23 protein-coding genes are annotated in these 26,930 nt (G+C 66.3%); 3 read left to right on the top strand and 20 right to left on the bottom strand.

The features are described from left to right. Positions 1 to 33: 33 nt before the first annotated feature. Positions 34 to 1,842: a putative bifunctional diguanylate cyclase/phosphodiesterase gene (locus D3226_RS05065; protein WP_202381266.1), complete on the bottom strand. Its 1,809-nt coding sequence runs from the start codon at positions 1,840 to 1,842 to the stop codon at positions 34 to 36. A 16-nt stretch (positions 1,843 to 1,858) separates the two neighbouring features. After that, positions 1,859 to 2,233 (bottom strand): twin-arginine translocase TatA/TatE family subunit, encoded by a 375-nt coding sequence (locus tag D3226_RS05060; RefSeq protein WP_202381265.1) that lies wholly within the window; start codon positions 2,231 to 2,233, stop codon positions 1,859 to 1,861. A gap of 204 nt (positions 2,234 to 2,437) precedes the next feature. On the opposite strand from D3226_RS05060, the gene D3226_RS05055 reads away from it, so the two are divergent. Then, positions 2,438 to 3,070 (top strand): class I SAM-dependent methyltransferase, encoded by a 633-nt coding sequence (locus D3226_RS05055; protein WP_202381264.1) that lies wholly within the window; start codon positions 2,438 to 2,440, stop codon positions 3,068 to 3,070. A gap of 113 nt (positions 3,071 to 3,183) precedes the next feature. On the opposite strand, the gene D3226_RS05050 is transcribed toward D3226_RS05055, so the two are convergent. The 3 genes from D3226_RS05050 to dapE form a co-directional block, all read right to left on the bottom strand. Beyond that, positions 3,184 to 5,268: an alkaline phosphatase family protein gene (locus D3226_RS05050; RefSeq protein ID WP_202381263.1), complete on the bottom strand. Its 2,085-nt coding sequence runs from the start codon at positions 5,266 to 5,268 to the stop codon at positions 3,184 to 3,186. 329 nt (positions 5,269 to 5,597) lie between these two features. After that, complete coding sequence (locus D3226_RS05045; RefSeq protein ID WP_075201434.1) at positions 5,598 to 5,768, bottom strand: DUF3117 domain-containing protein; 171 nt, start codon at positions 5,766 to 5,768, stop codon at positions 5,598 to 5,600. A 148-nt stretch (positions 5,769 to 5,916) separates the two neighbouring features. Further along, positions 5,917 to 7,038 carry a succinyl-diaminopimelate desuccinylase gene (gene dapE / locus D3226_RS05040; protein ID WP_202381262.1) on the bottom strand — a complete coding sequence of 374 codons (1,122 nt, stop codon included), beginning with the start codon at positions 7,036 to 7,038 and terminating at the stop codon, positions 5,917 to 5,919. 63 nt (positions 7,039 to 7,101) lie between these two features. On the opposite strand from dapE, the gene dapD reads away from it, so the two are divergent. Further along, positions 7,102 to 8,058 carry a 2,3,4,5-tetrahydropyridine-2,6-dicarboxylate N-succinyltransferase gene (gene dapD / locus D3226_RS05035; RefSeq protein ID WP_202381261.1) on the top strand — a complete coding sequence of 319 codons (957 nt, stop codon included), beginning with the start codon at positions 7,102 to 7,104 and terminating at the stop codon, positions 8,056 to 8,058. A gap of 124 nt (positions 8,059 to 8,182) precedes the next feature. On the opposite strand, the gene D3226_RS05030 is transcribed toward dapD, so the two are convergent. The 10 genes from D3226_RS05030 to argC form a co-directional block, all read right to left on the bottom strand. After that, complete coding sequence (locus tag D3226_RS05030) at positions 8,183 to 10,477, bottom strand: lamin tail domain-containing protein (protein ID WP_202381260.1); 2,295 nt, start codon at positions 10,475 to 10,477, stop codon at positions 8,183 to 8,185. 95 nt (positions 10,478 to 10,572) lie between these two features. After that, the gene (locus D3226_RS05025) at positions 10,573 to 12,225 is read right to left on the bottom strand and encodes a transporter (RefSeq protein ID WP_202381259.1); all 1,653 of its coding nucleotides are present in this window, start codon (positions 12,223 to 12,225) and stop codon (positions 10,573 to 10,575) included. Further along, complete coding sequence (locus D3226_RS05020; RefSeq protein ID WP_202381258.1) at positions 12,207 to 12,977, bottom strand: ABC transporter ATP-binding protein; 771 nt, start codon at positions 12,975 to 12,977, stop codon at positions 12,207 to 12,209. The genes D3226_RS05025 and D3226_RS05020 overlap by 19 nt, the downstream gene beginning before the upstream one ends. A gap of 54 nt (positions 12,978 to 13,031) precedes the next feature. Next, complete coding sequence (locus D3226_RS05015; RefSeq protein WP_202381257.1) at positions 13,032 to 14,330, bottom strand: citrate synthase; 1,299 nt, start codon at positions 14,328 to 14,330, stop codon at positions 13,032 to 13,034. A 206-nt stretch (positions 14,331 to 14,536) separates the two neighbouring features. After that, the gene (gene dapC / locus D3226_RS05010; RefSeq protein ID WP_202381256.1) at positions 14,537 to 15,637 is read right to left on the bottom strand and encodes a succinyldiaminopimelate transaminase; all 1,101 of its coding nucleotides are present in this window, start codon (positions 15,635 to 15,637) and stop codon (positions 14,537 to 14,539) included. Positions 15,638 to 15,640: 3 nt separating this feature from the next. Next, positions 15,641 to 15,961 (bottom strand): ferredoxin, encoded by a 321-nt coding sequence (fdxA, locus tag D3226_RS05005; RefSeq protein ID WP_202381255.1) that lies wholly within the window; start codon positions 15,959 to 15,961, stop codon positions 15,641 to 15,643. A gap of 100 nt (positions 15,962 to 16,061) precedes the next feature. Further along, positions 16,062 to 16,700, bottom strand: a complete 639-nt coding sequence (locus D3226_RS05000; RefSeq protein WP_202381254.1) for a prepilin peptidase — start codon at positions 16,698 to 16,700, stop codon at positions 16,062 to 16,064. 26 nt (positions 16,701 to 16,726) lie between these two features. Then, positions 16,727 to 17,632, bottom strand: a complete 906-nt coding sequence (gene argB, locus D3226_RS04995; protein ID WP_202381253.1) for an acetylglutamate kinase — start codon at positions 17,630 to 17,632, stop codon at positions 16,727 to 16,729. Positions 17,633 to 17,641: 9 nt separating this feature from the next. Continuing rightward, positions 17,642 to 18,802, bottom strand: a complete 1,161-nt coding sequence (gene argJ / locus D3226_RS04990; RefSeq protein ID WP_202381252.1) for a bifunctional glutamate N-acetyltransferase/amino-acid acetyltransferase ArgJ — start codon at positions 18,800 to 18,802, stop codon at positions 17,642 to 17,644. 123 nt (positions 18,803 to 18,925) lie between these two features. After that, entirely contained in the window at positions 18,926 to 19,975 is a 1,050-nt protein-coding gene (gene argC, locus D3226_RS04985; protein WP_202381251.1) for an N-acetyl-gamma-glutamyl-phosphate reductase, read from the bottom strand. Positions 19,976 to 20,125: 150 nt separating this feature from the next. On the opposite strand from argC, the gene D3226_RS04980 reads away from it, so the two are divergent. Next, a complete protein-coding gene (locus D3226_RS04980; RefSeq protein ID WP_202381250.1) occupies positions 20,126 to 21,544 on the top strand; it encodes an HNH endonuclease in 1,419 nt (472 codons plus the stop codon). Here the strand turns inward: D3226_RS04980 and D3226_RS04975 are convergent. The 5 genes from D3226_RS04975 to D3226_RS04955 form a co-directional block, all read right to left on the bottom strand. Next, positions 21,531 to 22,331: an enoyl-CoA hydratase-related protein gene (locus tag D3226_RS04975; protein WP_202381249.1), complete on the bottom strand. Its 801-nt coding sequence runs from the start codon at positions 22,329 to 22,331 to the stop codon at positions 21,531 to 21,533. The two genes, D3226_RS04980 and D3226_RS04975, sit on opposite strands and share 14 nt — an antisense overlap. Positions 22,332 to 22,478: 147 nt before the next feature. After that, positions 22,479 to 23,603, bottom strand: a complete 1,125-nt coding sequence (locus tag D3226_RS04970) for a bifunctional 2-methylcitrate synthase/citrate synthase (RefSeq protein ID WP_202381248.1) — start codon at positions 23,601 to 23,603, stop codon at positions 22,479 to 22,481. An 80-nt stretch (positions 23,604 to 23,683) separates the two neighbouring features. Further along, on the bottom strand, positions 23,684 to 24,595 hold the full coding sequence (gene prpB / locus D3226_RS04965) for a methylisocitrate lyase (RefSeq protein WP_202381247.1): 912 nt from the start codon (positions 24,593 to 24,595) through the stop codon (positions 23,684 to 23,686). After that, a complete protein-coding gene (locus D3226_RS04960) occupies positions 24,595 to 26,133 on the bottom strand; it encodes an MmgE/PrpD family protein (protein ID WP_202381246.1) in 1,539 nt (512 codons plus the stop codon). Before D3226_RS04960 ends, prpB begins: the two co-directional genes overlap by 1 nt. A gap of 28 nt (positions 26,134 to 26,161) precedes the next feature. Next, positions 26,162 to 26,815: a GntR family transcriptional regulator gene (locus tag D3226_RS04955; protein WP_202381245.1), complete on the bottom strand. Its 654-nt coding sequence runs from the start codon at positions 26,813 to 26,815 to the stop codon at positions 26,162 to 26,164. Positions 26,816 to 26,930: the final 115 nt, after the last annotated feature.

Genomic DNA, 26,930 nt, shown 5'->3' with positions numbered 1-26,930 from the left:
AGCTCAGCGTCAGGTCGCGCATCAACCGGCGCGTTAGACCGCGACGAGGCTTTCGCGCACCGGGCGCGGGCGGCCGAAGAGGTAGCCCTGGAACGCGTCGACCCCGATCTCGCGCAGCTTGTCGAACTGTTCTTCGGTCTCGACGCCCTCAGCGACGATCTGCAGGTTGAAGGTGCGGCCGAGCCACACGATCGTCTGCGCGATCGCGGCGGCCTGCACATCATCCACCACCGAAGAAACGAACGAGCGGTCGATCTTGAGCTGCTGCACGGGCAGCTGCTGCAGGTAGCTGAGCGACGAGTACCCCGTGCCGAAGTCATCGAGGGAGGACTGCACGCCCTGCGTGCGCAGCACGGCAAGCATCCCGACGGTGCGTTCGAGGTCGGTGTGCAGCACGCTTTCCGTGAGTTCGAGGGTGAGGCGCCCGGGCGGCACCCGGTGACGGGTGATGGCCTCGCGCACGCGGTCTGCAAAGCCATCGACGCGGAGCTGCCGTTCGCTGAGATTGACCGAGAAAGTGAGGTTTTCGCGCTCGGGATCGACGCTCCACCGCGCCAGCGTGCGGCAGGCTTCCTCGAGCACCCAATCGCCGATCTCGACGATCACCCCGGTCTGCTCGGCGAGCGGAATGAACTCGTCCGGCGCGACTGTGCCGAGCTCACTCGAGAACCAACGGATGAGGCCCTCCTCGCCGATGACGCGACGGTTTCGATCCACGATCGGCTGCGCGAACAGCTGCAGCTCGCCCTTCTCCATGCCGCGGTGCAGCTCCGAGATGAGCCGCACACGATCGCGCGCCTCGTGCAGCATGCGCTGCTGGAACTGCCGCAGCCTGCGCGGGCCACCCTCGCGACGCGCACGCTTGCGGGCGATCTCGGAGCACTTCACCACCTCGTGCGGATCATCCGTCACGATGTACTCGTTTGCGGGGCATGCCTCCGCACTCGGCGAGTCGTTCATGGCCTTCCGGCCCGGGCTCGTCCACAGCACGTACCCCACGCTCGCCGACGCGTCGATCACCACGCCTGAACCCAGTTGCACCGGTCCCGCGAGCACCTCAAGCACCCGCTCGATGAGGTCGAGGCACGCACGCTCAGCCTCGCGGCAGTCCGCCCCGAAGTTGGGCAGCAGGATGCCGAACGTGTTCGAGCCAATTCGGCCAACGTGCGCCCGCTCGCCTTCGAGCCCGTGCAGCCGCTTGGAGGCCTCGAGCAGCAGGCGATCGCCCGCCTCAAAGCCAAACGCGTCGTTCACAACCGACAACTCGTCCACGCTGATGGACACGAACCCGCTGAAATCCTTCGCCGATCCCGTCTCGACCGCGGAGGAGATGGTGCGGAGCATCGACTCGCGGTTCACCAGCCCCGTCACGGAGTCGGTGTAGGCCAGGCGGCGCACCTGCTCCTCGGCCTGGTGCCGGGCGGTCTCCTCCGTGCGGATCGCGACATATCGTTCCGGCTTGCCGCGCTCATCGAGCAGCGGAATGATCGTGGTGTCGACCCAGTATTCCGTGCCGTCCTTTGCGCGGTTACAGATCTCGTCTTTCCAGACCTCACCGCGGCCAATCACACGCCACATCTCTTTGAAGAACTCTTTCGGCTGTCGCCCGGAGTTCACGATGCGGTGGGTCTGGCCGATCAGTTCCTCGCGCGAGTAGCGGGAGATCTCGCAGAAGCGATCATTCACGTAGGTGATGATGCCGCGCCGATCCGTGATCGCAACGATTGAGGTCGTATCGAGCGCGTACATGAGCTCATCGAGCACCTGGCGAGGAGCGATCTGGTCGGCCCCGAGCGGGCGCCTCCAGTCGCGGGGCTCCCCCGCTTCGACAGGGGAGGTCATGCGGAACCGTGGTTCATCATGTTGCCTCCTCGTCGAAGAATATGCCGCCCGCTGGAGGTTCCGCAAGAGATGCGGCGGCCGCGCGCTTCTCGGCGGCCTCATCCACTCGGGCGCGGCGAGCCGCGACGCGCGCTTCTCGCTCATCTTCGACGAGCGCATCGCGAATAATGCGACGCGGGTCGTACTGCCTGGGATCGAGCTGCTTCCAGTCGACCTCGTCGAACTCGGGGCCCATCTCGTCACGGAGACGATCCTTGGCACCATCAGCCATTCGCTTGATGTTGCGTACGAGATCACCGAGCTTCTTCGCGTACATCGGCAGCCGGTCGGGTCCCACCACGAAGAGTGCGATCACCAAGATCACCAGCATCTTCTCGAACGTGAGTCCCATAAGCCTCTATCGTAGCGCTGATTCCCGCTCCAACGAGGTGGCGACGCCCCCGTTCTCTGCCCGCTGAGTACTCGCCTCGCCCCGTTCGCAGCGTGGGACACCACCACACGCCACCCGTGGCCCTACGCTAGAGACAGCGTGTGGCCAGCGCCCGCAGAGATGCGTGCTCCACGGGGCTCGCGCGCAACATTTTCGGAGGGAAACGTGAGCAAGCTCGAACGCAATTGGCAGTACGCCGAACAGTACCCGGGGGAAACCGACGCGCTCGTCCGGGCTCGACGCCTCTCGCTCGAACTGGGCATTGAGCCCGTGAGCCGCTCCATCGGAGCGCAGCTCTCCGGACTCGCGGTCCTGACTCGCGCGCAGGCGATCTGCGAGGTGGGAACCGGTGTCGGCGTGAGCGGACTCTCGCTGCTCCGCCACGCACACGATGCAACGCTCACCACCATCGAGATCGAGCCGGAGCACCTGCGCGAGGCACGCACGATGTTTTCTGAAGCAGGTATCCCCGCCGCGCGTCTCCGTGCGATTGAGGGCGACGCACGCCACGTCATGCCCCGGCTGAATCTCGATTCCTACGACATGGTGCTGCTTGACGCGGACCCGGCGCAGCTCCTTGAGCACTTCGAGTACGCGCTGGGCATCGTCCGGCAAGGAGGCTGCATCATCGTGCCGGGCGCCTTCGCCCACGGTCGAGTGCCAGACCCCGCGGCGCGCGACGCGGAAACTCAGGCGGTGCGCGATCTCCTGACCCTCGTCGCAGAGTCGTCGGCGATCGCGCCAATGCTCTCTCCCGAGGGTGACGGTCTCCTCACGCTCGTGCGCCTCGACGGCTAGTTCCCAGACCACGCCATCAATGCAACGGGCCCGGCCACATTGGCCGGGCCCGTTCTGTGCGTCTTGCGCACGGTGGGTGAGAACGGGGCGACGCCCGCCCTCACCCTCCTCGCCTAGGCGAGCGGACCTGCGTCCGAGGCTCCTCGGCGTGAGCGCACCGCGAGCAGCACGCCGCCACCGAGCAGCGCAGCAGCGACTGCACCGCCGACGAGCAGGGCAGGCACGGATCCACCGGTGACTGCGAGCTCACCCGAGGGAAGCGGTGACCCACCGGATTCGCCGGGCTGCGTCGTCCCGGCGCCCGCGTCGGTGCCCGGCTTCGGATCGGGCTTCGGCTCGGGCTTCGGCTCAGGCTTCGGCTCAGGCTCCGGATCGGTACCGGTGTCTGCCGCGATGACCGCGAGCGGCAGGGCGAGCTCGGTTCCATCGGCACGCACGACCACGAGGCTGTGCGCGCCAGCCGGGGTGGTCGCGGGGATCTCAACCTCGGTGGCCAGCGCGCCGTCCGCACCAGCTGTCGCCGTTCCCAGCAGTTGCGGTGCGGAGCGCAGCTCGAGGCTCAGTTCCTCGCCCGCCACGAACCCGGTGCCGGTGACGCTCACGCGCTCGCCCGCGGTGACCTGTTCCACCGACAGTGCAATCTCGGCCGGAACGATCGGGGCGTCGGGCTGACCGAAGCGCACCTGGTCGATCGCCCAGAATGCGCTGTTGTTGCCCGAGTACGAGAACTGCAGGCTGAGCGTCTTCGGAAGGGCGCCGGCCGCATCACGCGGCAGCTCAATCGTGTGCCGTTCAACCGTGTTCACTGGGTTCGCACGGGTGCCGTCTGCCGGGTAGTCGATCAGCTTCTGGCGCGGAGCACCCGATTCCTCGTCAAACACCACCCACACGCTGGCGCCCTGCGGGCCGTCAACCGCGTAGTCGGAGACGAACGACACATCGGCCGTTGCCGCGCCGTTCAGCTCGTACGCCGGGGTGACGAGCGTCGAATCAAACATGTTGCCGCCGCGCGGCGACACGTCAGCCCACTCGTCCGAATCCGCGACCGCGAACACGTCACGCGAGCGGACATTGTTCTCGCGGTGCTGTCCAAGCTCGACGTTCGAGAAGAAATCGTCGGTCATGAACGTCCAGCCGCGGAATTCGGGGGCGCCACCCGAGGGCATCTTCGAGTTGTCAACCATCCACCCCTCGGGTGCAACATCGGTCCAGCCCAGCAGCTGGCCCGGGCCAGTCTCCTGCGCGGCGACGCGCAGCTGCGGGCGGAGCGTGTCGAAGTCGTCGGCGACGAGATCGTTCACGGCGGCGCCATCGAGATCCCAGCCCGCGTCACGCGCAATCCCGTTGTGGGCGAGCACGGTCGGCGCGATGTCCGAGATCTTCACGTCGTGACGCACGGAGCCCGGGGCAAACTCGGCGCCCTGCGCGATCACGTGCGTCTTCCGCTCGAGCTTCGTGGAACCGCCGTGTCCGCCCTTCGGCGTGTGGCCGTGATCCGAAGTCAGCATGATGAGCCAGTCTTCCGAGGCGTAGCTCGGTCGCGACTGCACCGCGGCGATCATCTCGCCAATCTGTCGGTCGGCAACCACGAGCGCATCGCGATACGCCTGCGAGCTCGAGCCGCTGCTGTGGCCCGCACCGTCCACCTCGTCGAGGTGAACGAAGACGTCGTCCGTCGCGGGCTCCGCAAGCTTCGCGACGACCTGTGCCGTCGTATCCTTGTCGCCCGCGCCCTTCACCCGCGTGTCAACTGCTGCACCGAACACGGTGGTGGAGATCGGACCCCAGGTCCCAATTGCGGAGGTGCTGCGCTCGGGCTGCGCCGCCTCGATGCGAGTCAGGTAGTCGGGGTACTGATCGTACTTTGGCGCGGTGAAGTTATTGTCGACAACGTTGTGCTTGTCGGGCCACACGCCGGTCGCGATCGTTGACCAGCCAGCGCCGGAGACGGTGGGAGCCATCGGGTTGCCGGGCAAGTTGCTCGCCGCGGTCAGCCCGCCGGCCTGCAGTGCACGCACGTTGGGCAGCTCGGTCTCCGCCATGATGTCGAACGCGGCGCCGTCGACGCCGATCACCAGCGTCTTCGGGGTGGTGCCTTCGCTCGGCGCCGCCAGGGCGGCAGGGGCAACGCCCGCACAGACGCCGGTCACGCCCAGCGCGAGCGCGCCGATCGACGCGGCAATGGTGTGTTTCCTCACAGTGACTCGCTCCAAGATGTCTTGAGAAGTGGTGGATCGTCGCGACCGCTCCGGTCGCGCCGAAATCCAGTCTGCGCACTGCGAATCCGGGCGTCAGGGACACGCGCGAGCGTCACGGAAGCTTCCTCACCGCGTCACGCGGCGTTCAGTTGTCCACACAACTTGGAAATCGTCTGCGAGTGAGGCACTGCCAGCAAACCGCGCAGCCACAGAGTTCGCAGCCTCGCCACTGAGCGCCGCGTTCCGCGCCACACATGCGACAGGCCCCGCTCCTCGGATGAGGAGCGGGGCCTGTCGCATGTGCGCCGAGCCGGCGCGTACGGGTGTGGTTAGCCGTCGAGCACGCCAGCGAGCACGTCACGCAGCTCGGCGGCTTCCTGGTCATTCACCGACACCACGAGACGTCCTCCGCCTTCAAGCGGAACACGCACGACGATCAGCCTGCTTTCACGCACCGCCTCCATGGGTCCATCCCCAGTCCTCGGTTTCATTGCAGCCATGACGCCTCCTCGCATAGTTTGGTGGTTCGCATCCATTTTATCGGTCCGCTGACCGCCAAGGCGAACTCAGACTGCGCCAGATGACGGGCGCGGCGGAAAGTGACGCCCAGCAGATCGGGATCGCAGAGCCCCCAGAAGCGTTCCGAGGCTACGCCACAGGACCAGAAAGCCAGCTCTTGAGCGCCGCATAGCCGTGCTCAATCTGGGCGACCGGCACCCGCTCGTCGTCCGCGTGGGCGAGCAACGCGTTCCCCGGCCCGAAGTTCACCGCGGGGATCCCGAGCGCAGAAAAGCGAGACACATCGGTCCAGCCGAGCTTTGCGCTGGGCTCCTGCCCCACCGCCGCGACGAAGCGCTGCGCGAGCGGCGCGTCGAGGCCCGGGCGCGCGCCCGGCGACAGGTCGACGATCTCCACGTCATCAGCGTCGGCGAAGAACTCGCGCACAAACGCCACGGCGTCATCCCCCGAGCGGCTCGGCGCAAACCGGTAGTTCACCTCGATGACGCAGCGATCCGGAATCACGTTGCCCGCAACGCCACCCTCCACACGCACCGCGTTGAGGCCTTCTCGGTACTCGAGGCCATCGACCACCACACGCTCGGCCTCATACGCCTCGAGCCGGGCCAGCAGCGCGCCAGCACGGTGGATCGCGTTCACGCCCATCCAGCTCCGCGCCGAGTGCGCACGCTTTCCTGTGAGCGCGACGCGGGCCCGCAGGGTCCCGTTACAGCCGCCCTCGATCGTGCCGTTGGAGGGCTCCCCCAGAATCGCGAAGTCCGCGGTGAAAAGCTCGGGGTGGTTGCGCATCGCGCGGCCCAGCCCACTCAGATCGGAGGCGACCTCCTCGTGGTCGTACCAGACCCAGGTGAGGTCGACGGAGGGGTCAACCAGCTCGACCGCGAGCGCAAGCTGCACGGCGACGCCCGCCTTCATGTCGACGGTGCCGCGTCCCCAGATCATGGCCTCACCGGTGTCTGGCTCCACCATGTCGCGCACGGGCAGGTTGTCGTTGATCGGCACGGTGTCGAGATGACCAGCGATCGCGACGCGGCGATCGCGCCCCAGCTCGGTGCGGGCGATGATCGTGTCCCCATCACGCGTGACGCTGAGGTGGGGGGCGTGCTCCGCAAGCATCGCGGCCACCGCATCAGCGATGGCGAGCTCGTCGCCCGACACCGACGGGATGTCGCACAGCTGACGGGTCAGCGCAACAGGACCGGATGCGGGATCGAGGCGGAAGACGGGGCGCGGGTTCTCCTGGGTGCTCACCCGACCAGCCTAGGCGGTTCGCAGCGGCGCCCGCGAGCCGCAGGCTTCGCTAGCATTGAGTGTATGACTGAGACCCGCTACGCCTGGGCCGCCGGAATCGCGACGATCGCCGCCGACGGCTCCACCCTCGACGCCTGGTTCCCCGCCCCCGCACTCGGCAAGCGCCCGGAGGACCGCGATCCGTGGATCGCTCCCGCTGAGCTTGCCGGACTCACCGGAACCGATGACGCACGCGGGGTCGAACTGCGCTTCGTCAACGTTGAGATCGATCTTGACGCGGCGCCGGCAACCACCGAGGACGCGTACCTGCGGCTGCATCTCCTTTCGCACTGCCTCGCACTGCCGAACTCGCTGAACCTCGACGGCATTTTCGGCAAGCTGCCGAACATTGCCTGGACGAGCGCGGGCCCCATGCTCCCCGAAGAGTACGCGGCGCGTCTCCCCCAGTTGAAGCGCGCGGGCATCACCGCAGTGGGTCTCGACAAGTTCCCGCGCCTCACCGACTACGTGGTCCCCGCGGGCGTGCGCATCGCTGACGCATCGCGTGTCCGCCTCGGCGCGCACCTTGCGCCGGGCACCACCGTGATGCATGAGGGCTTCGTCAACTTCAACGCCGGCACGCTCGGCGCATCCATGGTGGAGGGCCGCATCTCGCAGGGCGTGGTCGTCGGCGACGGCTCCGACATCGGCGGCGGCGCGTCCATCATGGGCACCCTCTCCGGGGGCGGCACGCAGCGCATTACGATCGGCGAACGCGCGCTGCTCGGCGCAAACTCGGGCGTCGGGATCTCGGTGGGCGACGACAGCGTTGTCGAGGCCGGGCTCTACGTCACCGCTGGCACCAAGGTTGTCTTGCCGCAGGGCACCGCAGATTCAGCGGGCGAGCCTGTTGAGGTCAAGGCCGTCGAACTTTCCGGCGTTGCCCAGTTGCTCTTCCGCCGGAATTCACGCACGGGCGCCGTGGAGGCGCTGCCGCGCGAGGGCTCTGGCATTGTGCTGAACGCCGCGCTGCACGCGTAGTCCTCGCCGGACGTTCTCAGCGCTCCGCCACACCGCCCCGCCCCGGCCGAAGCCACCCGCGCAACTCTTCCGCGTAGTGGCCCGGCCGGGGCGGTGCTGTGTTGTGTTGAACTCAGTTGTGTGGCTACTCGCCAATCACGGGCAGCGCACTCGTCGTCGCACGCGTTCCGCGGCGACCGAACACGAGTGCTGCCGCGCCCACGAGGGCAAGCACCGCGGCGCCAAAGAGCACGAGCGCACCGGATCCAGATCCGGTCTGCGCGAGCTGATCACTCGTCCCCTGCGCAACCTGCGGCTTCGGCTGCGCGCCGGTATCGGGCGTGGTCTCGGTTCCGGTCCCGGAGTCGGGGTTTTCGCCACCGGGGTTTTCGCCACCGGGGTTTTCGCCACCGGGGTTCTCACCGCCAGGGTTCTCACCACCCGGCTCGCCCGCCACCGAGAGCGTTCCCGCGTGCAGCGCCCCCGTCTTCACACCGTCAGTGAACCACCAGGCCGGACGCGACAGCGCAGGGTCGGCTGCGCGCACAGCGACGGCCTCACCAGCCCGCGCGGCAGCAGCGCCCACGGCGCCACTCAGCTCGGCCGGCGCGGTCGCGAATCCCTCGTTGTTCGTGTTCGGCAGCTCCGCGGGACGCGCGTAGTGCGTCACCTCGGGCGTCGCCGTTCCATTCAGCGTGATGAACGCCGCATCCCCGTTGCACCCGTCATCGCACACGGCCCACAGACCGCCAAGCACGGTATCCCAGTCGAGCGCCATGACGCCGCCGAGCCCCGGCTTCACCTCAGCAACGCGTGTGGCGCTCCCGTCAGTGTTCAGGGCGAAGGCAAACACCTGGCCACCGTCCTCTACCGCAACAAAGAAGAGTCCGTCGCCGTGCAGCGGGTAGTCAGCTGGGTTGTAGCCCAGGCCCGTGTTCGCGTCGATGAGTGCACCGGCGAGATCCTTATCCGCGACCCACTCGACCGCCTCGATCCCCAGGTTCGCGCTGACCTGCGGCAGCAGCGCGGTCAGATCCCACTCCGTGCTCGCGACAACATCCGGGCCGGCGGACTCAGGATCAATCTGCAGCACGACGTTGTAGTTGACGCCCTTCGCACTGTTGTCACGCTCGGACGCAAGGTAGATGAAGCCGTCGTTCGCGGCCGTGATGCCCTCCGTGTCCGGACCGGCCGCGCGCGGGTTGTCGGCATCCTTCTGGAAGCGAGCTCGCTTTCCCTCAGCCCAGCCCTCCGCGAAGCGCGCGGAGCCGTCCGCCTGCACGTCGAGCTTCCAGAACCGGCCCTCACCGTTGTCGACCGCCCACAGCACCACGCCATCCTCGGTGACCTGCGTGTCGAGCCCCGAGCTGTCCTCGAGGAACATGCGCGAGGCATCCACCTTCGTCACCGCGGCTGCGCCCGGCCATGCGAGGTTCTCGTAGCTCGGTGTCTCGCCGCCCGTGCCACCGTCACCGCCGCCGTCGGTCACGCAGCGGTTCGCGGCGCCGGGCGTCGGGTGAGCAAGCACGAACGGCCCCGTCCCTACGCTGCAGCGCGCAAGCGTCGCGAGCGCCGGGTCCCCATCGATTGCAGCGTGCGCAGTCCACGCACCCGTGTCGTCGATCAGCGCGCCCGAGGGATCGAACAAACGGATCTGATCGGCACTCCCGATCCCAATCGCTTCCCGGAAGAGACCATCCTGCGTGCCCACGATGCCGAGCGAGTTCTCGTCAACAACGAGGTACGCGCCGGGCGCGAGGGTCGCCCCCGCCGGGAACTTCCAGCTGTGATCATCGGAGTTGTCGCGCAGCTCGAAGCCCGCAAGCGCAAACTCCTCGGTTCCGGTGTTGACGAGCTCCACCCAGTCCGCCGGCTGCGAGTCAACCTCGCTGAGTCGCAGCGGCGAGACGGGCTCCGGTTCAGTGGTCTCGGCGAATCGGTTCTCGGCGCCCTTCGTGGCCTCGGAGGTCTCCGCCCAGTCACCCGCAGCCGTGCGGCCCAGCGTGTGTTCTGCGTGCGCGGACCAGCTCACCTGATCGACAAGCTCCCCCGCGGGATCGAAGAGACGCACCTCGTCCGCCTTGCCGAGGCCGAAGTCGAACTGGCCGAGGCCGGTCTTCTTGTCAAACTCGTCGAGCACGAAGAATGCGCCTGGCTCCACCAGTGTGCCCGCGGGAATCACAAACTCATGCGTGTCCTCGCTATCACGCACGCTGAACCCGCCGAGGTCCACGGCGGCGGTGCCCGCATTGCGGAACTCGACCCAGTCGCCCGGTGTGCCGCCGTTCGACTCAATCTCGGACAGCTGCAGCCCCGCGGGGGCCGCGGTGGGTGGTGCGGGCACGGCGAGCGCGGCGCCCACCGGGGAAAGGGTGAGGCAGGTAACTCCGATAGCGCCGGCGGCAAGCGCGGCGAACGGTCGGACGGTTCTGGGCAACATAACTCCTTCGTGATGGATGGTGCGAAACCATCGCATCAGTCGGGGGTTGCCGAGTGGCGAACACCGCGCAAACGCACGGTGTCCGCCCGCGGAATCTAGCCCTGCGCGACCACTCGGGCGAGCAGCTCGGGTGCCTTGCGATCGTAGATCGCCGCACCCCACCGCACCCCGAACCAGCAGACGAGTGCGCCACTCAGTAGTCCGACCGCGAAGGTCAACCAAATGTAGAGCGGCTGCTCGGTAATCGCCGCGGCGATCGTGAGACCGATCGTGGGCAGCGCGATCACCGCGAGCGATCCGTACGAACCGGCCATCCCAATGAGGCTGAGCATGCCTGCGCCGGGCTTCGACACGAAGGGGTTCTCCCCAGACTGCGGCACCGGCATGATGAAGAGCGCCGAGCACACGCTCGACACCCCGAACCCGCCAAGCGTCACGGCCGCCGTCAGACCGAGGAGCGTCGGCAGCTGGTCGAAGCGACCCACGATCGCCGTGGTGACCACCGCGACGATGATCACGCTCGGGATCGCAAGCAACGCGTTTGCCCAGATGCGCCCCACGCGGTCGTCAATTCCTCGCACCCCGCGCAGGATGTGCGTGCTGAACGCCGTGCCATCGTACGAGATGTCGGTGAAGGTACTGAGCGAGAGCATCACCGCGACCATGACGGTGGAGCCCGGGAGCAGGATCGGCGCACCCGAGCTGCCCGACACGAACGCGAAGATCACCGGCATGACGAGCACCACGAGGAGGCTCTGTAGGTAGCGCGGGTCGCGCAGCCAGTAGGTGAACGCGCGGGCGGCGACCGCGCCGCGCGGCGTATCCGGGAAGCGCGCGAACCAGCCGGCGCCGCGCTTCGCGGTGGCACGCGAGCCTTCGGTCATCGCGCCGAGATTCGAGAGGTAGAGCGGCCGCCAAGCGAAAAACAGCAGCACCGGAGTGGCGAGTGCGATGAGCAATTTCGCCACGGCAACTCCCCACGCACCGCGGGCGAGTTCCGCGGGCACGGCCCACACCGCACCGAGTGGCGACCATGAGATCCCGTCGGCAATCGCCGGCAGGCGCTCCGCGAGCGCTGCGGCGCCCGAGCCAATGCCCGCGATGAGCGGACCCGCGCAGACGAGCAAGAGGATCACGATGCCGCCGATGATCTCGCGGAAGCGGCGGCTTGCTGTGGCGCGCGACAGCGCGGTGACCATCAGCTGGCAGGCCAGCACGCACGTGAGCGCGGCGACCGGCGCGAGGAGGATCGCGGCGATCACTGCCGCCGGCGAGCGGAACCAAGTTGCCGCGGTCGCTGCTGAGACAAGCAGCGTCACGATGCCGGGCACACCGAGAAGGCTCGCGGCCACGATCCCACTCAGCTGGGTGCCCGCGCTCATGGGGAACATCACCAGTCGCGCGGGATCGAGGGTACGGTCCATCCCGGAGGAGACGATGGGGCCGAGCATCCAACCCAGGATCAGTGCGGCACCACCAAAGATCAGCGAGGTGCGGGCGAGCTGCGGATCGAGGCCCGAGGCCGCGACGAGGCCCACGACGACCATACCGAGCACCCCGAGCCCGTACAGGACGCCGATGATCGCGCCCACCAGCTGCCACGGGTGCCGGGTCAGTGTGTTCCATAGCACGCGGAAGCGCAGACGCACCAGCACGCGCACGCGAGCGAGCGCCCCCGTGCGCGGCTGTGCCGTGCCGATCAGGGGCACCATGCGGGCCGCCGCCGGGGCTACGCCTGATTCAGCCATGACGGGCCCTCCAGGTGCTGACGCCCGCCCACGAGCTCGACAAAGCGGTCCTCGAGCGTGGAGCTGCCGCGCACTTCGTCGACGGTTCCTGCGGCAAGCACCCGACCGTTTGCGATGACCGCGACGTGATCGCACATGCGCTGCACCAGATCCATCGAGTGGCTCGACACGATCACCGTGCCCCCACCGCGCACGAAGCCCTGCAGAATGTCGCGAATGTTCGCCGCCGAGACCGGGTCGACCGACTCAAACGGCTCATCGAGGACCAGCACGCGCGGCGCGTGCACGAGCGCGCAGGCAAGCGCGATCTTCTTCGTCATGCCGGCGGAGTAGTCGACCACGAGCGTGTTCCCCGCGTCATTCAGGTCGAGCATGGTCAGGAGATCCGCGCAACGTCGCGCCACCGTCTCGGCGTCAAGCCCGGACAGCAGGCCGTTGTACGTGATGAGCTGCTCGCCGGTCAGGCGATCGAACAGTTTCACGCCGTCGGCGAGGACGCCAACCAGCTGCTTCGCCTCCGTCGGTTGCGCCCACACGTCGACACCGTGGATGAGCGCCTGACCAAACTCGGGCCGCAACAGGCCCGTGGCCATCGACAGCGTGGTCGTCTTTCCCGCACCGTTCGGGCCGACGAGACCGTAGCAGGAGCCGGTCGGAATGGTCAGCGAGATCCCGTTCACGGCGATCTTCTCGCCGAAGCGTTTGGCAAGGCCGCGGAGTTCGAGCGCGGCCGGGTGGGTGGCAGTTTCCATACTGCCACCCTACCGAGCGCGCCAGGCGCGGCCCCTCCCCCTACAGGGGGAGATTTAACGGTCGAGGTGCCGCTCGGGCGAGCCGATGTAGAGCTGCTGCGGGCGGCCGATCTTCGTCTGCGGATCCTCGCGCGCCTCACGCCACTGCGCGATCCAGCCCGGCAGACGTCCAATCGCGAACAGCACGGTGAACATGCGGGTCGGGAAGCCCATGGCCTTGTAGATCACACCGGTGTAGAAATCGACGTTCGGGTAGAGCTTGCGCTCCTTGAAGTAGTCGTCCTCCAGCGCAATCTGCTCGAGCTCCTGCGCGAGGCCGAGCAGCGGATCGTTCACGCCGAGCTCCTCGAGTACCTTGCCGGCGCTCTCACGCACGATGCGCGCACGCGGGTCGTAGTTCTTGTACACGCGGTGCCCGAAGCCCATGAGCTTCACCCCGTCTTCCTTGCGCTTCACCTTCTCAACGAAGGTCTCAACGCTCTGGCCGGAGTCGCGGATCTGCGCGAGCATGTCGAGCACGGCCTCGTTGGCGCCGCCGTGGAGCGGGCCCGAGAGGGCGTTGATGCCCGCAGAGATAGACGAGAACATGTTCGCTCCGGTCGAGCCGACCAGACGCACCGTCGAGGTCGACGCGTTCTGCTCGTGGTCCGCGTGCAGAATCAGCAGCTTGTCGAGCGCGTCGACGAGCACGGGGTTCATCTCGTACTTCTCGGCCTTGTTACCGAAGTTGAGGCGCAGGAAGTTCTCCACGAAGCCGAGATTGTTGTCCGGGTACAGGAACGCCTGCCCAATCGACTTCTTGTGGGCGTAGGCCGCGAGCACGGGGAGCTTCGCGAGCAGGCGAATCGTGTTCACCTCGACGAACTCGGGATCCGTGGTGTCCAGCGAGTTCTCGTAGTAGGTCGACATGGTCTGCAGTCCGCCCGAGAGCACCGCCATGGGGTGTGCGGTGTGCGGCACTCCCTCAAAGTAGTAGCGCATGTCCTCGTGGAGCAGGGTGTGCCGGCGGATCTCGTCGTCAAACGCCGCGAGCTCGTCCGCTGCGGGCAGCTCACCGTAGATGAGCAGATACGCCACCTCGAGGAAGGTCGAGTGGCGGGCCAGCTCCTCAATCGGGTAGCCGCGGTAGCGCAGAATTCCCTCATCGCCGTCGATGTAGGTGATTGCGGACTTGGTTGAAGCAGTGTTCACAAAGCCATAGTCGAGCGCGGTGTAGCCGCTCTGGCGGGTGAGCGTGCTGACGTCGATGGCGGGGTGGCCGTTGACCGCCTCACGGATCGGCAACTCCGCCGATCCGCCGGGGAAGGTCAGTTTCGCTGAGGCCGAGCCCAGGCCCTGAGTCGATTCGGTCACGTCGTCTCCTCGTGGGGTCTCATGTGTGGCTGGGCGTCGGGTGCGACGCCGCCATTCCTACACCTTATCGGCTCAGTGCAGAGCCGAGTGGCGCAACGCAGATCGTGCGCACTCCCTCAGAGTATCTTGACGTCGAACAAAAAGTCGATTCGTCGCCGCCAGCAGGCCCACACCCCGCGGATCCACGCGAGGCACTCGGAACACGCTCAGGCGCCGCGGATTCGGCGTGCGGCCGTAGCGATATCAGCGTCGCTCGCGGTCAGCGCCAACCGCACATGCTGCGGCGAGTGGTCGCCGTAGAAGTGGCCGGGGCCTACCACGATCCCGAGCTGCGCGAACTCAGAGACACTGTCCCAGGCATCCGCTCCGCGCGTCGCCCAGAGATAGAGTCCAGCCTCACTCCCCTCAATGCGGAAGCCGGCGGCCTCGAGCGCGGGGAGTAGCACTGCACGCCGAGCCCGGTACAGCTCCCGCTGCTCGGCCACGTGTGCCTCGTCCGCGAGCGCGGCGATCATTGCCGCCTGCACGGGAGCGGGAAGCATGAGACCCGCGTGCTTCCGCACCGTGAGCAGGCGCTCCACGAGCTCGGGATCGCCAGCCAGGAACGCCGCCCGGTAGCCAGCGAGGTTCGATTGCTTGCTCAGCGAATACACGCTGAGCACATCTCGGTGGTCCGCGCCCACCACAGCAGGATCGAGAATCGAGGGGATCCGCTGCTCGTCCCACGGCGCGTCCCACGCAAACTCGGCGTAGCACTCGTCTCCCGCGATGACCGCGCCCAGTTCTCGCGCGCGCTCAACGGCAGCGCGAAGCCGGCCCGCATCGAGCACCCGCCCGTCGGGGTTGGACGGCGAGTTGACCCACACGAGACGGGTGTTCTCCGGCCATTCAGCAGGGTCGTCAGCCGCGATCGCGTCCGCGCCCACGAGAGCGGCGCCCATTGCGTAGCTCGGGTAAGCGATTCGGGGGAACACGACGGCCTCGCCCGCGCCGATGCCGAGCAGGAACGGAAGCAGCGCTACCAGTTCCTTCGATCCGACAGTCGGGAGCACCGCGTTCGGTGCGACGGTGACGCCGCGGCGGCGCAGGAACCATTCGGCAATCGCCTCGCGCAGCTTCGGTGACCCCGCGGTTGCAGGGTAAGCGTGCGCGTCGGTCGCGTTCGCAAGCGCCTCACGCACGCTTGCGGGGCTCGGATCGACGGGAGAGCCGACCGAAAGATTCAGTGCGCCCTCGGGATGCCGTGCCGCCTGTGCGGCGTACGGCGCCATCGCGTCCCAGGGATAGTCGGGCAGCGGTCCCCGCACGACTTACTCGCCCTGGGGCGGCAGCGCCGCGACGACGGGGTGGTCGAAGTCGTAGACCCCGACCTTGGCCGCGCCACCGGGAGAGCCGATCTCGTCGAAGAACTCGACGTTGGCCTTGTAGTAGTCCGACCACTCGCTCGGCAGATCGTCTTCATAGTAGATCGCTTCGACGGGGCAGACGGGCTCGCAGGCGCCGCAGTCCACGCATTCATCCGGGTGGATGTAGAGCATGCGTTCGCCCTCGTAGATGCAGTCAACGGGACACTCGTCCACACAGGCGCGATCCTTGACATCGACGCACGGCAGAGCGATGACGTAGGTCACGTCGCCCCCTTTCACTCGGCACTACGAAAAACAGCTCCAGTCTACCGCTGTGCGCACCGCTCCGTTTGCCGCCTGCTTCGGCGGGGCGCTTCTCGCGTTGCTACCCCGCCAGCGTCCCGGCGCGAAGTGCGCCTCCCGCGAGCGGCGCGAGCCAGCTCGCCGCGAGAATTGCTGGCCCGATCGGCACCTGGCCGCGGCCCCGGAGCACGGACGCGCACGCCGCGACCGTAATGCACCCCGCGAGCGCGAATGGAAACAGTTCGACCGCATCACGCACCGAACTCGCGCCAGCGATGATCACCGCAATGGGCAGCAGCTTCACGTCTCCCGCACCGATCGGGGGTGGGCGATGTCTTGCCTCGCCTGCACTGAACGCGGCCCACACGCTCGCTCCGAGCAAGGCCGCACCGACTGCAACTCCTGCGAGGAAGAACGCATGCCGCGGTTCACCGCTCCACGCCCACGCGGCGAACACTGGGGGCACGACGCTGAGCGCAGCCGCACCCAGCACAGGGTTCGGGAGCCGGTGCTCACGAACATCGATGATGCTGAGCACCACGCTCCAGGCGCCCGCAGCACCGAGTGCGCTCACCCAGAGCACGAATGCGCCGCCGCGCTTCGTCCCGGGCCAGTCGAGGGCCCCCGTGGCGGCGAGCAGCCCGACCACGAAGACGGCCACCGAGACGACCCCACGTGACCATGCGGGGAGCGCCCGCAACTCGGCGAGGAGGCCGCGCACTGCGGCTCCCCCTCGCCGACCAGACACTACTCGGGCGTCACTTCCGTACCGATCCCCCGCTCGGTGAAGATCTCCAGCAGCACCGAGTGCGGCTCGCGACCGTCGATAATTGCTGCCTTCGACACACCACCACGAACAGCCTCAAGGCATGCGCGCATCTTGGGAATCATCCCTGATTCGAGCGACGGAAGCATGTCTTCAAGCTCGGAGGCGGAGATGGAAGAGACCAGTGAGTCTCGATCCGGCCAGTTTGCATACAGACCCGCGACGTCGGTGAGAATCACAAGTTTCTCTGCGCCGAGCGCTGCGGCGAGCGCGCCCGCCGCAGCGTCGGCGTTGATGTTCAGCGAGTCGCCAGGCCGGTCGGCGTCCGGCGCGATCGATGAGACGACGGGGATCAGTCCGGCTTCCAACAGCGCGAGCACGGGCTCGACGCGCACGTCCACCACATCGCCGACGAGTCCGAGGTCAACGAGCTCACCGTCCACCTCGATGGGCGGGCGACGACGACCAACAAAGAGGCCGGCGTCCTCACCCGTGGTGCCTGCAGCGAGCGGGCCATGCGCATTGATCTCGTCAACGAGTTCGGGGTTCACCTTGCCGGTCAGGACCATGCGTACGACGTCCATGGTTTCCGGGGTCGTCACTCGGTAGCCGCCCTGAAACTCGCTCTCAATGCCGAGCCGCGCGAGCATCGCATTGATCTGGGGGCCGCCGCCGTGCACCACGACGGGCCTGATGCCGGTGTGGCGGAGATACACGACGTCCTCGGCGAAGGCCGCGAGGAGCGCGTCATCGACCATGGCGTTCCCGCCAAACTTGATCACCATGATCGCGTCGCGGAACTTCTTCAGCCACGGGAGTGATTCGATCAGTACCTGCGCTTTTTCGGCAGCCTCAGTGTGGTCCATGGGACCCAGCGTTGTGGTCATCGCTCGCCCCTAGCTCGAGTACGCGCTGTTCTCGTGCACGTAGTCGTGCGTGAGGTCGTTTGTCCGGATGGTGGCAGTGTGCGCCCCCGCGAACAGGTCGATCTCGACGTGAGTGCGACGCGGAGTGAGGTCGCACTCGCTCACCGGACGGTCAGGCGCACCGGCGTGGCAGAGTCGCACTCCGTTGAAGGACACGTCGACCTGGTACGGATCAAATGCGGCATCGGTCGTGCCGATGGCGGCGAGCACGCGGCCCCAGTTCGGGTCGTTGCCGAAGATCGCAGCCTTGAACAGGTTGTTCCGTGCAACCGAGCGGCCGACCTCAACCGCGTCGGCCTCGCTCGCGGCCCCACGAACCTCGATGTCAATGTCGTGGCTTGCCCCCTCCGCGTCAGCTTGAAGCTGGGCAGCGAGGCTATCGCACACCTGCACGAGCGCCGCCGCGAATTCTGCCTCATCGGGAGTGACGCCCGACGCACCGCTTGCGAGCAGGGTGACCTGGTCATTCGTCGACATGCAACCGTCGGAGTCCAGTCGATCGAAGCTCGGTGCCGTTGCTCCGCGCAGGGCGCGATCGAGCGCAGCGTCGTCGAGCATGGCATCAGTGGTGATGACGACGAGCATCGTGGCAAGGCCGGGCGCAAGCATTCCCGCACCCTTCGCCATTGCGCCGATGGTCCACCCCTCCCCTGTGTGCACGGCGGTCTTTTCGACTGAGTCGGTGGTGAGGATCGCGGCGGGCGCCGTTGTATCGTCCGCGGCGAGGCGCGCGACAAGCTCCGGAACGTTGTTCACGATCTTGTCGCGGAAGCTCTGATCGCCCGTGCCGATGAGGCCCGTCGAGCACACGAGAACCCGCTCAGCCGCGTCGGCCTCGCCAAGTTGCGCAGCAACCGCCTCGGCAGTGAGCCGGGTGGTCTCGTACCCAAAGTCGCCCGTGAAGCAGTTGGCTCCGCCAGAGTTCAGAATGATCGCGCGCGCCGGACCGTTGTCCGCGACCTTGCGGCTCCACAGAATCGGGTTCGCCTGTGCTCGATTGCTCGTGAACACCACAGCGCTCGCGGGCGCGGGGCCATCGTTCACAACAAGGGCGAGATCGGGCTTACCCGTGCTTTTCAGACCGACCGCAATGCCTGCGGAACGGAAACCAGCTGGGGTGGTGACGGTCACGGTGTCTCCTTGGTGCCGCGCAACGGCGGCGTGTGTTGGGTGGAAAGTCTCGTCAGTGGTGCGCAGGGTCGCGCTCGGAGGTCAGTGCAGTGCGGCGGCGTTCCAGCGCACGGCGCTGGGGTACTACGGCGCGACGCCGTTCACGCTCAATCCCGTCGACTCAGGAAGACCGAGCGCGATATTCGCCGACTGAATCGCGGCCCCCGCTGTGCCCTTTGCGAGATTGTCGAGCGCCGCGACGACAACGACGCGTCCCGCGGCCTCGTCGATAGCGATGCCCATGAGGCAGGTGTTGGCCCCCAACGTGTCAGCGGTGCGCGGGAACACGCCCTCTGGCAGCACGTGCACAAACGTCTCGTCAGCGTATGCGTCCTCCCAGGCTGCTCGCACCTCAGCGGCCGTCACACCAGGCACGATGCGGGCGGTCGAGGTTGCGAGAATTCCGCGACTCATTGGAACAAGCACCGGAGTGAAGCTCAGTTTCACCTCGGCACGAGCACCTGCTCCACGGAGGGCCTGCTGGATCTCGGGGATGTGCCGATGCGTGCCGCCCACAGCGTACGGGTTGGCCGTCCCCATGAGTTCGGCTCCGAGCAGGTGGGTCTTCGCGGCCTTCCCTGCGCCGGAAGGCCCAACAGCAAGCACAGACACGATATCGCCCGCCTCGATCACACCCGCAGCGATTCCCGGCGCGAGCGAAAGCGCGACCGTCGAAGCATTGCACCCGGGCGCCGCGATACGGTTCGTCCCCACGAGCGCGTCACGTTGCTTCCCAGCCCCAGCGACAAGCAGCTCAGGCACACCATACGTCCAGGCCTTGTGATGTTCGCCACCATAGAACGCCGCCCAATCCTCTGCGCTGGTCAGGCGGTGGTCTGCGCCGCAGTCAACCGCGAGCCGCACATTGGTGAGCTGCGCGGTGAGCTCACCGGACGCACCGTGCGGGAGAGCGAAGAACACAATGTCATGGCCGTCGAGCACCTCGGGGGTGGTGGGCTGAAGCGTGAGATGAGCAAGCGAACGCAGGTGGGGCTGTGAAGCGATGAGCGGCTGGCCGGCGGTCGAGTGCCCGGTGACCGTTCGCACGTCGAATTCCGGATGCCCGGCGAGCAGGCGCAGGATCTCACCTCCGGCATACCCCGATGCCCCCGCTACCGCCACGCTGTACGTCATCGACGCTCCTTTCGATTGCGCTCCCCCTATTCTGGCACTTCGTGGGCGACCCACGGACAGTTCTCCACAGCCACGGTGGGGTCCGGGAGGATCCCGAGCTGTCTGTGGATAGCTTCTGCGGAGAGGAGAATGGTCTGGCTCAATGGGTGCATGTCTCTCAGCACCGCATTTTCGACGACCGGCTCCTTCGCGGATCGAGCCCAGATTCTTGGACGCCTCGAGACGCTCGAGCAGGAGCAACGCGCTCGCGACGCGGAGCGGATGTCGTTGCTCGCAGCGGCACTCACGGACGCGCTGAAGCCACGAGCGCCCGAGGTTCCAGGACCTCCCCACGCCCCAAAAGACGGAGGCGGACCAGAGCGCGCTCAGCCGCGCGACACTCACGCTGAGCGAGAGCTGCAGATACGATCGCTCCGCGCCGAGATCGCGGCCACCCTCCAGCAGAGCGAGCGACAGGTGGAAGGCGATTTGGCGACCGCTCGCGCATTGGCGACGCAGTTCACCCGCACGCACACGGCACTTCAAGCGGGTGAGATTGGGCTCGGCCACGCCGCAGTCATCACTGCTGCGGCTTCGATGATCGGTACGGACGAAGATCCCGACACCACAGCACAACGCGCCACCTACGAGACAGCGATACTGGCGGAAGCCAGACAGACGACGCCGAGTCGACTGCGACCTCTGGCCACACGAATCGCGACGCAGGTCTCACCACGCTCACACGCAGAACAACACCGCGTCGCACGGGGTCTACGGAGCGTGCGACTGATTCACCGAGCACACGGTATGGCAGATCTCATCGCTCACCTCCCGCTCGTCGAAGCGCACGCGATTCATGCCCGCCTCACGCGCATCGCCAAGCTTGCGCACACAGGCACGCGCACCGATTCACCCCGTAAGGGCCAGGCCACCGGGGCATCCCGCGACGCACGCACACTTGAGCAGACCCGAGTCGACGCACTCATCGACCTGCTGCTCGCCGCATCCCCCACAACATTGACCGCGGGCACACCTGAGGAGGCTGTTCGAGCTCGGATTCACCTTGTTGTTCCCGCGTCGAGCACCAAACCCGAGGGCTCATTGCCCCCGCCTGCTGAAGTCGCGGGCCACGGCACAATCGACATGGCCACCGCGACCAGATTTCTGCTGCACACAGACTGGTGGGAGCGAGTCACCACGACAAGTATCGGCGACATTTCCGAGATCGATCGCTACCGGCCCAGTGCCGCACTGCGGCGCTTCCTCCGTGTGAGAGATCTCCACTGTCGATTCCCTGGGTGCCGCGTTCCGGTGCACCGCTGCGACCTCGATCACACGGTCGCGTTCGCGAAGGGCGGGAGCACGTCACGTGAGAATCTCGCGCACCTCTGCCGTGGTCACCATTCTGTGAAGCATCATGGCGACTGGCACAGTACTCAGCAGAGCAACGGCACGCTTACTTGGGTGACCCCGACTCGACGCGAGTATTCTGAGCCGCCACCAAGCCGTGTTCGCTTTGCTCGGCTCCCGCGAGGCCAGGCGATTCCCGAGCCCAAGAGGGAGCCACCCGTCGCGCCTACCGATGCGTGAAATTCGCCTCGCGCTTCTCTGCGAAGGCGCGCATGCCCTCCTTCTGATCGTCCGTTGCGAACGCCGCAGCGAACGCGAGCCGCTCAAGACGGAGACCTTCAGAGAGCGGAACTTCTTGCGCTGCCTGCAGCGCGTTCTTTGCGGCGTAGAGCGCTGGCAGCGACTTCGAAGCGATGGTCTCCGAGAGCGAGGTTGCCTCATCCAACAGCTCCGCAGCCGGCACCACGCGTGACACGAGGCCCGAGCGCTCAGCCTCCTCAGCTCCCATCATCCGTCCCGTCAAGACCATCTCGGCAGCCTTGTACTTGCCGATCGCTCTCGGCAGTCGCTGCGAGCCACCGAAACCGGGAAGGACACCGAGGTTGATCTCCGGCTGACCGAACTTCGCTGAATCAGCGGCAAGAATGATGTCGCACATCATGGCAAGCTCGCACCCGCCACCCAGCGCAAAGCCGGAGACCGCGGCCACGACCGGCGTGCGCATCCGCTCGAAACCCTCCCAGCTGGGGAACGCGCTGTTCAAGAACATGTCTGAGAACCCGTGCTCCGCCATCTCCTTGATGTCGGCCCCAGCGGCGAACGCACGCTCGGAACCGGTGATCACGATGCAACCAATCTCAGGTGAAGCGTCAAACGCGAGCGCGGCGTCGATGAGCTCGCCAACCAGCTGACCGTTCAACGCGTTCAACGCAGCGGGCCGGTTCAGTGTGATCCAGCCGACGCGTCCGCGCACCTCGGTGAGGATTACGCGGTCGTCGGAGTTCTCGGGGATCGAAGTCTGAGTCATGGAATTCGCCTTCTCTCGGGACCAGGGGCCACAGTGGTACCCCGCGCTGGGTGTGCCTCCACGCTACAAGTTCACGCCCGCGCCCGCAGCGCAACCGCGCACACTCCGCCGCGCGGCGGCAGTGCGACGTGGCTGCGGTGAAGCGTCTCACGGAACATGACGCTCCTCCGCGCCGTTGTATGCGGAGAGTGGGCGGATCAGCGCGTTCGAGGCTGACTGCTCCATGATGTGCGCGGTCCATCCGGTCACGCGCGCGGCCACAAAGATCGGGGTGAAGATCTCGGTGTCGAAACCCAGCAGATGGTACGCCGGACCGGATGGGTAGTCCAGGTTCGGGTAGATCCCCTTGCGTGCGACGAACTCGGCCTCGAGTACTGCATACAAGTCCGCCAAGTCTCTTCGACCGCTCTCCTCGAGCAGCACCTGCAGTGCGGCGTGCATGGTGGGTACCCGAGAGTCTCCGTGTTTGTAGACTCGGTGGCCGAAGCCCATGATCTTGCGCTTCTCTGCGATCGCGGCGTCCAACCACGGCACGACGTTCTCAGCGCGACCGATTTCCTCCAGCACGTGCATCACTGCTTCGTTGGCGCCACCGTGGAGGGGCCCCTTTAGCGCGCCGACCGCACCGACCACCGCGGAATACATATCCGAGGTCGTTGAGGCAATCACACGTGCAGTGAATGTTGATGCGTTGAACGAATGCTCGGCGTACAGCACGAGTGACACCCGGAACACGTCGACCGCCGCATCCGACGGCAACTCACCAAAGGTCATCCAGAGAAAGTTCCGCGAGTAATCGAGATCATCCCGTGGGGCGATCAGTGGGAGTCCGCGTCGGCGACGCTGCACGGCCGCGACGATGGTGGGCAGTTGTGCGAACAGGTACTCCGCACGACCGAGATCGAGCGTGCGGTCCGTCCAGCCGTTCGCCTCGTGCAGCGTCCCATCGAATGCGCCGAGCTGACTCACTGCCGTACGAACGAGATCCATCGGGTGCGCGTCCGCGGGCATTGCGTCCAAGAGTTGCAACGTGCGCGGATCGAGCGAGCGAAGTGACCGCTCACGCTGTTCAAACTCAGCAAGCTGCCCCGCGCTCGGGAGCTCTCCGTGCCAGAGGAGGTAGGCGACCGCTTCAAACGGCTGGGTGGCGGCGAGTTCCTGCACCGGGTACCCCCGGTAAAGCAGGCTGTTGGTCTCGGGGTTGACCTTTGAAATCGCAGTTTCATCAACGACGACTCCTGCGAGCCCCTTCTTGATTTCCGTGTCAGACATGATCGCTCCTTTGCGAAGAGTGTCGGGCCGGTGCGGGCGGCCGTTCATCTGGGCCGCCCGCCCGCGAATACGTGGCGACGCTAGCGTTCCACCTCAAAGTTGAACACACTCGTGTCGAAATGGTTGTAGCTCTCGTAATCAACGAGGTCGTAGAGCTCGGCTCGATGCTGCATCTCGCCGAGTTTGCTGGTGAGGTGCCCTTCTGCGTTCAACGTGTCGAGCGCCCGTTCCGTCGCGCCCATCGCGATACGCAGCATTGAGACGGGCCAAATGACCAGGTTGACCCCGACGTCCGAGAGCTGCTGAGCGCTGAAGAGCTCGCTCTTTCCGAACTCGGTCATATTGGCGAGGATCGGCACGTCAATCGCTGCGCGCACTGCCGCAAATTCCTCGAGCGTGCGCATCGCCTCAGGGAAGATCGCGTCTGCTCCCGCGTCGACGAGCGCCTGCGCGCGATCAACGGCCGCACGGAGGCCAACATCACCGGGCGCGGTCGCGCGGATGTCTGTGCGTGCCATCACCAAGAAGTTCTCGTCTCTCCGAGCGTCGACGGCGGCACGAATCCGCTTCAACGCCGTCGCCTCGTCCACCACCGCTTTTCCGTCGAGGTGACCGCACCGCTTCGGGTTGATCTGGTCCTCAATGTGCGCGCCAGCGAGGCCAGCATCTTCAAGAGTCTGAATCGTCCGCGCCACATTCATCGGTTCTCCGAAGCCGGTGTCTGCGTCAACGAGTGCAGGCAATTCGGTCATTCGGGCAATCTGCTGCGCCCGTCCTGCAACCTCAGTGAGTGTGGTGAGCCCAATGTCGGGGAGACCAAGGTCGGCCGAGAGCACCGCTCCCGAGATGTAGACCCCATCAAACCCCTTCTGTTCAATCATCCTCGCCGATAACGGGTTGAACGCTCCGGGGAAGCGCAGCAGTTCGCCGCTGGCAAGTCGTTCACGGAACAGCCGACGCTTTTCCGCGGCCGGCGTCTTCGAGTACAGCATCAGAACAGTCCCTTCGGTGCGCCCGCAAGATCGATGGTCCCAGGCTTCGCGACAATCCCGAGCTCCCGCACCTCGGCGGCGTTGAGCTCAGGGAGGCGCTGCACGAGCTCAAGAAAACGCTCGATCTCGGCTGCCTCAAGCACGGGCTCTGCAAGTGTGCGGAACTTCGCAATGTACTGCTCGCGAGCAAATGGGCGAGCACCAAGCGGATGTGCATCGGCAACGGCGATCTCATCAATGACCCGCTCCCCGCTGTTCAGCTCGATCTCCACACGGCCGCCAAACGCCTTCTCGTTCGGGTCCTCCGAGTGGTATCGGCGTGTCCACTCGGCGTCCTCCGCGGTCGTCACCTTGCGCCAGAGCGCCACCGTATCAGCGCGGCCCGCACGCTCCGGGGTGTACGAGTCGACGTGGTGCCAACCGCCATCCTGCAGCGCCACGGCAAAGATGTAGGGAATCGAGTGGTCGAGTGTCTCCCGCGAAGCGGTGGGATCGTACTTCTGCGGATCGTTCGCACCAGAACCAATCACAAAGTGTGTGTGGTGGCTCGTATGCAGCACGATCCGGGCCACGTTCTCGGGGTCGGCAAACTCGGGATGCTCCCGGTGCAGCTTCCGGGCGAGGTCGATCCATGCCTGAGCCTGGTACTCGGCAGAGTGCTCCTTCGTGTAGCTCTCAAGAATCGCACGCTTGGGCTCTCCGGCCGCGGGCAGCGGCACGTCGTAGCGCGCGTCCGGCCCGTCGAGCAGCCACGCAATCACACCGTCTTCACCCTCATAGATCGGGCTCGGCGAGGTCTGCCCGCGCATCGCACGGTCTACTGCTTCAACGGCCATTTTCCCTGCAAAGGCTGGGGCATGCGCCTTCCACGTGGAGATTTCGCCCTTCCGCGATTGCCGGGTCGCGGTCGTGGTGTGCAGTCCCTGGGCGACCGCTTGGGCGATCGTCGCAACGTCGAGCCCCAACAGGGTCCCGATGCCTGCAGCTGCGGACGGCCCGAGGTGCGCGACATGATCGATTTTGTGTTTGTGCAGGCATATCGCGCGCACCAAGTCCATCTGGATCTCGTACCCGGTAGCGATACCCCGCACGAGCGAGCGACCGTCGGCCGCGGTGTGCTGCGCTACGGCGAGGATCGGCGGGATATTGTCGCCCGGATGCGAGTACTCGGCGGCGAGGAATGTGTCATGGTAGTCGAGCTCGCGCACCGCGACTCCGTTCGCCCACGCCGCCCACTCGGGGCTGGTGAGATGCGCGTCACCCTCCTCCGACGCGAGTCCGAACACCGTCGCACCGGCTCCGCCCGTCGACACAGGATGCGAGAGCGCCTGTGCCCGCGCAGCGATAATTGGGCCGCGTGTCAGCGAGGCCGCTGCCACCGCCGCGTTGTCGATGATGCGGTTGATCACCATGTCAGTCACCTCGGCGTCGACTTCTACCGGGTCGGCCGCGACCTCCGCAATCTTCCAGGCCAGCTGCTCCTCACGTGGCAGTGGCTCTTCGCTGCGATACACACGAACGGGGTGCGAAACGGTCATTGTGGTGCTCCTTCGTTGGAGTGAGGGGTTACAAGTGATCAGTGCTCGGCGCACCATCAATCGCGCCGAGAATCGAGGTGAGTGCGTGGTGCAGGTGTACGTGCGTCGCGTGCGCAGCAAGATCGGGATCCCGCGCCGCGATTGCCTCTGCAATCAGCGCATGTTCAACGACGGATTGGTGCAGCCGCTCCGCGTTGTCGCGGGCAAGCCGTCTAGCACGAGCCAGGTGAGCCCGGATCGGACGGAGCGCCTGTGTGAGATAGTCGTTCTGCACCGCCGCATCGATCGCCGCATCGAACCGAGCAATGAGCCCATAGTAGTCATCCGCTGCGCTCGCGTTGGTCTCGGGGTGTGCCTCACGGAATCCCGCGGCGAGCTCATGAAAGACAGCTGAGTCGCCGCGCTGAGCAGCGAGCCGTGCAGCACTTTCTTCGAGCGCGCGTCGCACCTCGAAGAGGCTTCGAATGTGGGCAGCATCGAATCCCGCGACGACGAGCACTCGTGCAGACTGTTGCCGCACGAGCCCGTCGGCAACGAGCCGAGCAATCGCTTCTCGCATGGGGGTGCGGCTGACGCCGAGTCTGGCGGCCTGCTCGACCTCGGCGATCACCGCACCCGGGGCGAGCGCGCCACTTTGGATGTCCTCAACCAGACCTTCGTAAGCCCGTTCGCTCGCACGCATCTGCGCCCCTCTCAACACACGCTAGCGTATACACAAGAGCGTGCAGCCGCAAGCATTTCGAGAGATCAGGGATTTAATGTATACAAAATGGCGCTCGGCTCGGCGACCTCCGCGT

This window comes from Leucobacter chromiireducens subsp. chromiireducens (assembly GCF_016758255.1).
GTDB classification, from domain to species: domain Bacteria; phylum Actinomycetota; class Actinomycetes; order Actinomycetales; family Microbacteriaceae; genus Leucobacter; species Leucobacter chromiireducens.
Note: the sequence above shows the minus strand (reverse complement) of the source record. Positions and strands in the feature narration are given on the sequence as shown.